5 protein-coding genes and 2 pseudogenes are annotated in these 5727 nt (G+C 59.2%); 5 read left to right on the plus strand and 2 right to left on the minus strand.

The features are described from left to right. The 3 genes from pheT to Q0341_RS11675 form a co-directional block, all read left to right on the plus strand. The coding region (gene pheT / locus Q0341_RS11665; RefSeq protein WP_299513460.1) for a phenylalanine--tRNA ligase subunit beta at nt 1-2189 on the plus strand (2189 nt) is incomplete at its 5' end. A 9-nt stretch (nt 2190-2198) separates the two neighbouring features. Then, on the plus strand, nt 2199-2549 hold the full coding sequence (locus tag Q0341_RS11670) for an integration host factor subunit alpha (RefSeq protein WP_299513464.1): 351 nt from the start codon (nt 2199-2201) through the stop codon (nt 2547-2549). Nucleotides 2550-2571: 22 nt separating this feature from the next. Then, entirely contained in the window at nt 2572-2919 is a 348-nt protein-coding gene (locus Q0341_RS11675; RefSeq protein ID WP_299513467.1) for a DUF1840 domain-containing protein, read from the plus strand. Nucleotides 2920-2922: 3 nt separating this feature from the next. On the opposite strand, the gene Q0341_RS11680 is transcribed toward Q0341_RS11675, so the two are convergent. After that, nucleotides 2923-3450, minus strand: a complete 528-nt coding sequence (locus Q0341_RS11680) for a DUF192 domain-containing protein (protein WP_299513469.1) — start codon at nt 3448-3450, stop codon at nt 2923-2925. Between the two features lie 247 nt (nt 3451-3697). Next, nucleotides 3698-3889 (minus strand): annotated as a pseudogene (locus Q0341_RS15270) (cold-shock protein); the annotation flags it as partial. A gap of 159 nt (nt 3890-4048) precedes the next feature. Here Q0341_RS15270 and clpS point away from each other — a divergent pair. Then, a complete protein-coding gene (clpS, locus tag Q0341_RS11690; RefSeq protein ID WP_299513475.1) occupies nt 4049-4408 on the plus strand; it encodes an ATP-dependent Clp protease adapter ClpS in 360 nt (119 codons plus the stop codon). A 60-nt stretch (nt 4409-4468) separates the two neighbouring features. Then, nucleotides 4469-5727: pseudogene (locus Q0341_RS11695) on the plus strand (Clp protease N-terminal domain-containing protein); the annotation flags it as partial.

Raw genomic sequence — 5727 nt, forward strand, 5'->3', positions numbered from 1 at the left:
CACCCAATGCCCGCGTGGGCATCCGTGTGCCTTGCGCCATGGTGGGTGCTGAATTGCCTCCGGGCGAAGACGGCAAACCTTTCTTGATCAAAGTGGGCAAGCTGCGTGGCGTGGAAAGCCAAGGCATGTTGTGTTCTGCCAAAGAACTGAAGATCGCCGATGACCATGGTGGCCTCCTGGAGTTGCCTGGAGACGCGCCTTTGGGTCAGGACATACGCCAGTATTTGAATCTGGACGACACCCTGATGACGCTCAAGCTCACGCCCAATCTGGCGCACTGCTTGAGCGTGTATGGCATCGCCCGCGAGGTGTCGGCTCTGACTGGCTCGCCATTGAAGGCACCGACTTTTCCGGCAGTGGCCACGCAGATCAGCGACAAGCTGGCCGTGAATGTCCAGTCCCCAGACCTGTGCGGCCGTTTCAGCGGTCGTGTGGTCAAGGGCGTGAACACGAAGGCGCAAACCCCGCAGTGGATGGTCGACCGCCTGGCCCGTTGCGGTCAGCGCAGCGTGAGCCCCTTGGTGGACATCTCCAACTACGTGATGTTCGAGTTCGGTCGCCCTTCGCACATTTTTGACCTCGACAAGATCCACGGCGGCTTGCAGGTGCGCTGGGGCCAGCCCGGTGAGACGCTCAAACTGCTCAGCGGCAACACCGTGACCGTGGACGAGAAGGTCGGTGTGATCGCCGACGACAGCCAAGTCGAGTCCTTGGCCGGCATCATGGGGGGTGACGCCACTGCCGTGTCCGACGACACCCAAAACATCTATATCGAAGCTGCCTTTTGGTGGCCTACCTCGATCGCAGGCCGTTCGCGCCGCTTCAACTTCTCGACCGATGCCGGTCACCGCTTTGAGCGTGGCGTGGACCCGCAACTGACGGTGGAACACATTGAGCGCATCACCCAATTGGTGCTCGACATTTGCGGCACGCCCGACACACAAGTCGGCCCCGTCGATGACCAAATTTTGAACTTGCCCGCCATCACGCCCGTGACCCTGCGCGTGGCCCGTGCGGTCAAAGTGATTGGCATGCCTTTGACCCAGCAGCAATGCGCTGACGCTTTGCGTGGTCTGGGTCTGCAAGTTGCCGAGGGGGAGGGCACCGTCACCGTCACGCCGCCCAGCTTCCGATTCGATTTGCAGATTGAAGAAGACCTGATCGAAGAAGTGGCCCGCATGGTGGGTTACAACAACTTGCCGACTAACCCGCCACTGGCCCCCATCACAGCCAAAGTGCGCCCAGAGACCGAGCGCAGCCCGTCGGCCGTACGCCGCGCCATTGCCGCTTTGGGTTATCAGGAAACCATCAACTACAGCTTTGTCGAAGAAGCGTGGGAAAAAGACTTGGCGGGCAACGTCCACCCGATTCGCCTGCTCAACCCGATCGCCAGCCAGATGAGCGTGATGCGCTCGAGCCTGATCAGTTCGCTCTTGCAGGTGGTCAAGTTCAACGCCGACCGCAAGGCCGACCGCGTGCGCGTGTTCGAGCTCGGCCGCGTGTTTCTGCGCGATGAAAGCGTGGTGGACAGCGACGCCACCGTGCAAGGTTTCGACCAGCCCATGAAGGTCTCAGGCATGGCCTGGGGCCCCTTGGAGCCTTTGAGTTGGACAGGCAAGTCGCGCCTTGTGGATTTCTTCGATGTCAAAGCCGATGTCGAGCGCTTGCTGGCCCCGGCCCAAGCCGAATTCGTGGCCGCTGAACACCCCGCCTTGCACCCCGGACGCTCGGCCCAAGTGCTGCTGCAAGGCCGGGTGATCGGTCATGTGGGTGAATTGCACCCGCGCTGGCGTCAGGCCTGGGACTTGCCACACGCGCCTGTCGTTTTCGAGCTCGACTTGGATGCGGTCACCCAGCGCAGCGTGCCCGTGGCCCAGCCCGTTGCCAAGATGCAAGCGGTGGAGCGCGACATCGCCGTGATCGTGCGCGAGCAGGTCACCCATGCCCAGTTGATGCAGGCCATCCACAGCGCTCCGACCCAAGGTTTGCTGCGCCATGCGGTCTTGTTCGATGTCTATCGCCCCAAGGCTGAAGCCGCTGGCGGCTTGGCTGTGGGCGAGAAAAGCCTGGCGGTGCGTTTGAGCTTGCACAGCGACGAGGCCACTTTGACCGACGCCCAGATCGAAGCCGCCATGGGGGCCATCATGGCCAGCCTGTCCGAGCGGGTTTCTGCGCGCTTGCGTAGCTGATTGCGTGCCATGCAAATCAGTTTTGAATCCCTGGAAACCCCGGCCTTGACCAAGGCGCATCTGGCCGATTTACTGTTCGAGCAGATCGGCTTGAACAAGCGCGAGTCCAAGGACATGGTCGATGCTTTTTTTGATCTGATGGTGGACAGCCTGATCGCGGGTGACGATGTGAAGATTTCCGGCTTCGGCAATTTCCAGATCCGCACCAAGGCCGCGCGTCCCGGGCGCAACCCGCGCACGGGAGAATTCATTCCTATTGATGCACGTCGTGTCGCGACCTTCCATGCCAGCTATAAACTCAAGGCCTTGATTCAGGGCGATGCCGTTGACGACGAAGGTGTGGAGACGGTGGGCCGCTGAATCATTCCTGATTGGAGTGCCCATGCTGTTCAAGTTCAAATCCCAAGTCACCAGTGACCTCATCATGCTGGAGGCCGATGCCCGCAGGTTGCTCAAAATCATGCTGGGTGACGACCCCGATCAAGGGATTATTCTGGCGAAAAATGTGCCAGCCGCTATTGCCAAACTGGAGTCAGCCGTCGCCCAAGATGAGGCGGCCCGTGCAGAGCGCAGCCATGAGGCCCAAACACCCGAGGTGACGCCAGATGCGCTGCAGGACGCCATGGACGAGGCTCTGGACTCGGTGCGACTGGCGCAACGCGCCAGCCCCATGGTCAAACTGCTCAAGTACTGTGTGGCCGAACCGTCCGATCTGGTCTGGGGTGTTTGACACTCAGCCGGGTCGTTTGTTGAACACCACGCCGCCGAGTTTGTAACCCGGTTTGATTTGCCGTTTGGCAAACCAGCCTTGGTTCATTTCCAGCACAAAGCGCACGGGTTTGTCAGAGCAGTGCGAGTCGTCGCTTTGAGGCTGCATGTCGGCCATGTTGACGATGGTGCCATCGTTCTCTACAAAAGCAGCCGTCAAGGGGATCAAGGTGTTGCGCATCCAAAAGCACTGGGTTGTTGCTTGCTCGAACACAAACAGCATGCCTTCGTGCATCGGCATGTTCTTGCGCCACATCAGCCCGATTTGGCGCTGCATTGGGGTTTGGGCCAATTGAACTTCCAAGCGGTGCATGCCCGCAGAGAGCTGCGTGCGAGCCAAGTCAAGCTGGGGGGCTTGGGGCTGGGCCAGCGCTGAGCCCCCAGCAAGCAAACCTAAGGCGATCAGCCATGGGGCGGTACGTGAGCCCCGCAGTGACAGCTGGAGCCGAAGCCCAAGAGACACGTTTGAAAAGGGATGAGCGGTCTGGGTCATGGGGTGCAAAGCTGCAAAGTTCGGTCCCCAAGGATAACGCTTGCCGAGCGGCTGTTCACGCCATTGGACCGTCCGCTGGTAAACGGCGAGGATGTTGCTGTGCAGATCAGCTGGCTGAGGTGTCTTCAGCCGCTTTGGAAACGGTTGGCGGCTCGTCTGCGGGCTGCGGGGAGGCGGTGGCCGAGTTCGATTGTTCTGTATCCTGAGCGCTCAGTAACAAGTTTGAATCGCTGGGCTCGTCCGCCAGGATGTTCACGGCCATCAAGCCCTTGGCCCCAGAAGTCAGTTCAAACTGGACCCTTTGGCCTTCTTTGAGGGTTTTGAAACCGGCCATCTGGATGGCCGAAAAGTGGGCGAATGCATCTGCACCGCCGCCGTCGGGTTGGATGAAACCAAAACCTTTGGCATCGTTGAACCATTTGACCGTACCACTGGGCATACGATGTCTCCGTGTTTTTTTTAGATGGAACAGTTTGAGTAATTCTGAGTGAATTTGTCAATGTGAGGTTTTCCCGGGGTCGGCAGGATTGGCCGTCAGGCCCAAAGACTTTTCTTACCCCAGCCCCAAAGGGCTTGAAAGCATCGATAGAATGAAATCATGGCAACGAAAAAAACTTCCAACCCCACGCTGCCGACAGTGACACCCCTACCGCCCGAAGGCGGCGACGCGGTGGTGCTCGAACGCCGTGCCCAAAAAATAGAACCGCCCCAGATGTACCAGGTGGCGATGCTCAACGACGACTTCACCCCCATGGAATTCGTGGTGATGGTGATCCAGGAGTTTTTCAGCAAAGACCGCGAAGCAGCCACCCAAATCATGCTCAAAATCCACCTGGACGGCAAAGGCATTTGCGGGGTTTATTCCCGGGACGTGGCCGCCACCAAGGTCGATCAGGTACTGGATGCGGCCAAGCAATCCGGTCATCCTTTGCAATGTGTGAGCGAACCCATTGAATAAACACCAATGCCCCCCACATCCCATTCATCTCTATCTCTCAGCAAGGCATAAGGAAATCACATGATTGCCCAAGAATTGGAAGTCAGCTTGCACATGGCCTTTGTTGAGGCCCGACAACAACGCCACGAATTCATCACCGTCGAGCATTTGCTGCTGGCTCTGCTGGACAACCCCAGCGCTGCCGAGGTGTTGCGCGCCTGCGCTGCCAACATCGATGACCTGCGCAAAGCCTTGAGCAACTTCATCAAAGACAACACCCCCCAGGTGGCTGGCGCTGAAGAGGTGGACACCCAACCCACGCTGGGTTTCTAGCGCGTGATCCAGCGTGCCATCATGCATGTACAGTCCACCGGAAACGGCAAAAAAGAAGTTACCGGTGCCAACGTGCTGGTGGCCATTTTTGGTGAAAAAGATTCTCACGCCGTGTATTACTTGCACCAGCAAGGCATCACGCGCCTGGATGTGGTCAACTTCATCGCCCACGGCATTCGCAAGACCGACCCGCCCGAAGCGGCCAAATCCGACGCGCCCGCCAGCAATGAAGCCGAAGAGGCCAACGGCGGTGAGCGCAACGAAAAAGCCTCGCCTCTGGAGCAGTTCACCAACAACCTGAACCAGGCGGCCAAAGAAGGCAAGATCGACCCGCTGATTGGCCGTGAATACGAAGTCGAACGCACGATCCAAATCCTGTGCCGCCGCCGCAAAAACAACCCGCTGCTGGTGGGTGAAGCCGGTGTGGGCAAAACGGCGATTGCCGAAGGCCTGGCCTGGCGCATCACGCAGGGCACTGTGCCCGACATCCTGGCCGAAGCCACGGTGTATTCGCTGGACATGGGCGCACTGCTGGCTGGCACCAAGTACCGGGGTGACTTCGAGCAACGCCTCAAGGGCGTGCTCAAGTCGCTCAAGGACAAGCCCAACGGCATTTTGTTCATCGACGAAATCCACACCTTGATCGGTGCGGGCGCAGCTTCTGGCGGCACGCTCGACGCGTCCAACCTGCTCAAGCCTGCGCTGTCCAGCGGCCAGCTCAAGTGCATCGGTGCGACCACCTTCACCGAGTACCGTGGCATCTTCGAAAAAGACGCTGCCCTGAGCCGCCGTTTCCAGAAAGTGGACGTGGTCGAGCCCACCGTGTCCGAGACCGTGGACATCCTCAAAGGCCTCAAGAGCCGCTTTGAAGACCACCACAGCGTCAAATACACGATTGCCGCATTGCAGGCCGCAGCCGAGTTGTCGGCCAAGTTCATCAACGACCGCCAGTTGCCCGACAAGGCGATTGACGTGATCGATGAAGCCGGTGCTGCCCAGCGCATTCA

Source organism: uncultured Limnohabitans sp. (assembly GCF_937889215.1).
Taxonomy (GTDB): domain Bacteria; phylum Pseudomonadota; class Gammaproteobacteria; order Burkholderiales; family Burkholderiaceae_C; genus Limnohabitans_A.

Coding starts and splice junctions, on each gene's coding strand:
- Q0341_RS11670 (WP_299513464.1), top strand. CDS start 2,199: ATGCAAATCAGTTTTGAATCCCTGGAAACCCCGGCCTTGACCAAGGCG.
- Q0341_RS11675 (WP_299513467.1), top strand. CDS start 2,572: ATGCTGTTCAAGTTCAAATCCCAAGTCACCAGTGACCTCATCATGCTG.
- Q0341_RS11680 (WP_299513469.1), bottom strand. CDS start 3,450: ATGACCCAGACCGCTCATCCCTTTTCAAACGTGTCTCTTGGGCTTCGG.
- clpS (WP_299513475.1), top strand. CDS start 4,049: ATGGCAACGAAAAAAACTTCCAACCCCACGCTGCCGACAGTGACACCC.